Annotated in this window: 2 protein-coding genes; both read right to left on the minus strand. The window is 59.7% G+C overall.

The features are described 5' to 3' along the window. The coding region (locus NW819_RS06205) for a glycosyltransferase (RefSeq protein ID WP_414413221.1) at window positions 1-1,198 on the minus strand (1,198 nt) is incomplete at its 3' end. Between the two features lie 221 nt (window positions 1,199-1,419). Continuing rightward, window positions 1,420-3,744, minus strand: a 2,325-nt coding sequence (locus tag NW819_RS06210; RefSeq protein ID WP_414413222.1) for an HD family phosphohydrolase, incomplete at its 5' end; no start/stop codon positions are given.

The following is a 3,744-nucleotide window of genomic DNA, read 5'->3' on the forward strand; positions in this document are numbered from 1 at the left end:
AGTCCGACTTAACCTCTGCACTCCTCCAGCTCAGCTTGGAGTTGAGGTAGAAGTTCCAGAATACAACAATACCGATGGCAATTAAGTTGGCCAACAAATAATGAATGCCCAAGCGCTCGCTCAGCAAGGTCACCAGTGAAGTGTTGAGAACCAAGCCAATTAAGCAGATAACGTTAAACTTCGCCAACCGCTGCAGGCGATTCCAGGGCCCCGGCTGCAAGCGGGTCACATGGCGAAAAGTCCACAGGTCGTTCCAGAGGAAGTTATTGAGAATGGCCACCTCCGAAGCAACCAGCTTACTGGTTATGAGATCCCATCCTAAGTTGGTGGGATCGTGCAAAACATAGAGCAAAGCCATGTCCACCAAGGTGCCGGATAGGCCAACCGTGCTGAAGCGCAAAAAGGATCCCACCTGCCCTAGCGAAAAGCGCAGCACCATCAGGTGGTGGAGATATTGGAGACAAGTTTGCAGTTGGATTTTGCTCTCCCCGTTTTGGCGCTCCTGAAAGATGTAGCCGACTTCAGCAATGGTTTTCACCCGGCCCCGCGCCAGCACCTCGATCAGCAGCTTGTAACCCTTGGGGTTGAGCGGGATCCCGGCAATAGACTGGCGTCTGACCAGAAACAGTCCGCTCAACGGATCGGAAACACGGCTGAAGATCCCTGGCAGCAGAGCCAACCCGATCCATTGGGCCCCACGGGAGACAATGCGCCGGCCCAGGCTCCAGTGGCTCACCCCTCCCGATGGTGCATAGCGGCTGCCCACCACCAAATCTGCCCCTTTCTGGATGAGCGGCCACAATTTGAGGACAATCTCCGGCGGATGCTGCAAATCCCCATCCATAACCCCCAGCACCTCTCCGCGGGCAGCCTGCCATCCTCGCACCACTGCTGTAGCCAGGCCCCGTTCCCGCTGCCGGCAGATAACGCTGAGTTGGGGAAACTCCTCCTGCAGCTCCTGGGCCAACTTGGCGGTGTGATCCGGGCTGTTGTCATCCACCACAATCAGCTCATAGCTTCCAGGCAGAATCGTGTCGAGGTGGGCGCACAATTGTCTGACCAAGCTGCCAATGCTAGAGGCTTCGTTGTAGGTGGGAATGACCAGCGAAAGTTGCACAGGGCTGGGGCAAGACAAAGGCGGGATCTGAAGAGGGACTACAGGGGGATGGGTGGATGAAGCAGGAGCTACATAAGGCATAAAGACTCAGTCCCGCTGACGCGAACAGCAGGCCATCCAAAAACAATGAAACAAAGACTCTCAGCCCAGGGCTGCAGATCCCAGGACTGCCTTGGTTCACATTGGATCCACAGAACGATCCCCTATCGTACTGATCGATGAGCCGCAGGGCTAGACCTTTCTCCACCTACTTAGCTTCTGAGGACTCCGTCTCACTGACGCGAACGGGAGAGGTCACCTGGCTAAGGGGATCCCGTAGAGGGGCTCATCAACACCGGGATCTGGGCCTGAGCAGAGGCAGTCTCAGGCAGCGAGGGGGCAGGGGTGAAACTGGGGTAGGGGATGCGCTCGTGGTTGGATTCCCGCCAGACCTCCACGAAAGCGTCTGCCACCACCTCCAAATCCTCCAGCGTCAGCCCACTATCAACCAACTGGCCATCTTGCCAACGGGCCTGGGCAATTTTGCGGACAACAGCTTTTGCCCGCTCGACCACATCGGGGCCGAAGCCATCGCTTAGAGTCATGCTGCGCAGGGCGGCTTCACAGGCATCGGCCATCATCACCACCCCCGTCTCCTTGCTCTGGGGGATCGGGCCATCGTAGCGGAACGGCTCTTCGGGTACGGGCTGACCCCCGGCTTTCATCTGGGCTTGATGGTAGAAATAGGCAATCAGGATCGTCCCCTGGTGCTCAGGGATAAACGCCTGGACGGCGGTAGGCAGATTATATTGCTTGGCCAGGCGCAAGCCATCGCTGACGTGGGCCTTGATAATCTGAGCACTGCGATAGGGATCGTCCAGTTGGGTGTGGGGGTTGAGGCTGCCCATCTGGTTCTCGATGAAGTAGCGGGCCTGCAGCATCTTGCCGATGTCGTGGTAAAGAGTGCCGGTGCGCACCAGCTCCACGTTGAGGTTCAGCTTCTGGGCAGCCCGTTCTGCCAAAGTGGCCACAAGCAGAGTGTGCTGGAAAGTGCCGGGGGCCTCTGCAGCCAGCCGCCGCAGCAGCGTGCGATTGGGATTGCTCAACTCGATCAGACGAATGGGGGTGGCTAAGTCAAATAGGCGCTCCAGGTAGGGGCTGGCTCCCAGGGCAACAATGCTCCATCCCAAGCTGGTTCCCCCTGCCAAAGCCATGGCCAACAGGTCGATGCCACCGGTGGTGGCCAAGCTAACCGCCCCGTAGGCCAGCATCTGCACCGCTGCCGCTCCTCCTCCCAACAAGGCCAGCTCTTCGCGGGAACGGGAACGCCCGGCCAGGGCAGAGGCCACCACACTGCCGGACAACAAGGGTACAAGGGTGAGCAGGTTGGCAGAGGAGACCAAGGGCAAAAACAACGCCTGGCCCACCACCACCACCAGGCCCAGCCCTGCCCCGTAAAAACTGCCCAGCAACAGCCCCACCGCCGGCAGGGAGCTAAACTCCAGCTTGAACAAGGCCGCCAAAAGGGGAGCGGTCAGGGAAACTATGAGGATCAACACCCGATCCCGGCGGCGCAATCCCGGCCGCAAGCGTTGCTGCAGAGGCACAAAGACAGCCAGGCCCAGGCCCATCACGCCGGCCACCCCCACCAAGCCCCAGACGTTGATCCCGCGCTGGGTAAGCCCAAAGTGATCCAAGATGAGAAAAATTTCGGGAGTGATGACCTGATCTGCTCGCACGATCACCTGGTTCTCGGCAACCGAGATCAGAACCGGCTCGACTTTTTCCAGCTCGGCGCGGATGCGCTGCTCGGTGCGCTGGGGATCCACCTCCACGTTGGGAATGAGCACCTGCTGCAGCCACTGATAGACCAGGGCCTGCAGCTCCTGTCGTTGGGCAGCATTGCCCGGAAACATCAAATCGTCCAGTTGGGCTTGGATCCCTTCGGCGCGAACTTCGCGGGGCAGGCCATCCACAATCCCTATCTTCTGCAGGCGCTCCAAGACCCGCCGGCTCAAGGTTTGCAAATGCTGCCAATCCGCATCTGCCAAGTTGAGAACTGTGGCCGGAACAGGGGGGGTGAGCTGCTCCAGAGCCGGCAAAGCTGCCCGATAGCGCTGCTGCGCCGCTTCCACCTGGGCAATCAACTGGGTATAGGGATCCGTCGCCGCCATCTGGGTGGCCGATCCGTCCAACCAGACCCGCTGCCAAACCTCGACAAGCTCTTGCTTGGCCCGCTGCTCCGGAGGAAGCTGCTCCGGTCGCCCCGAAGAAGGCTCTTCCAAAGGAGATGGGGTGGCTCCGCGGATGGCCTCTTGTCGGACGCGAGCCTGGAAGGGTTCCCACTCCTCTGGGGAAAGCTGGCGCAGATAGATCTGCGTTGGCAGAGACAGCAACTGGACAGAAACATAGGGCAGAGAACCTGCCTCTTGGCGGATGGCCTCCACCTCAGCCAGGAGACCCTCCAGGTTTTGCCGCATGCTGTCGTTGGCGGTGCTGTTGATTTTGAGGGCCTGAACCACCCGCCGTCGCGCCTCAGCTTGTCGGGCCTGGGTAGCCTCCACATCTTCGATCTCCGCCGCAGCAGGGGCAAGAAACGTCTGCGGAGAACGGCTGCCGACGGTCAGTTGTGGTTCGTTGTAGTAGCG

Origin of the sequence: Synechococcus sp. R8-2 (genome assembly GCF_047461715.1) — a bacterium.
Lineage (GTDB): Bacteria > Cyanobacteriota > Cyanobacteriia > Thermostichales > Thermostichaceae > Thermostichus.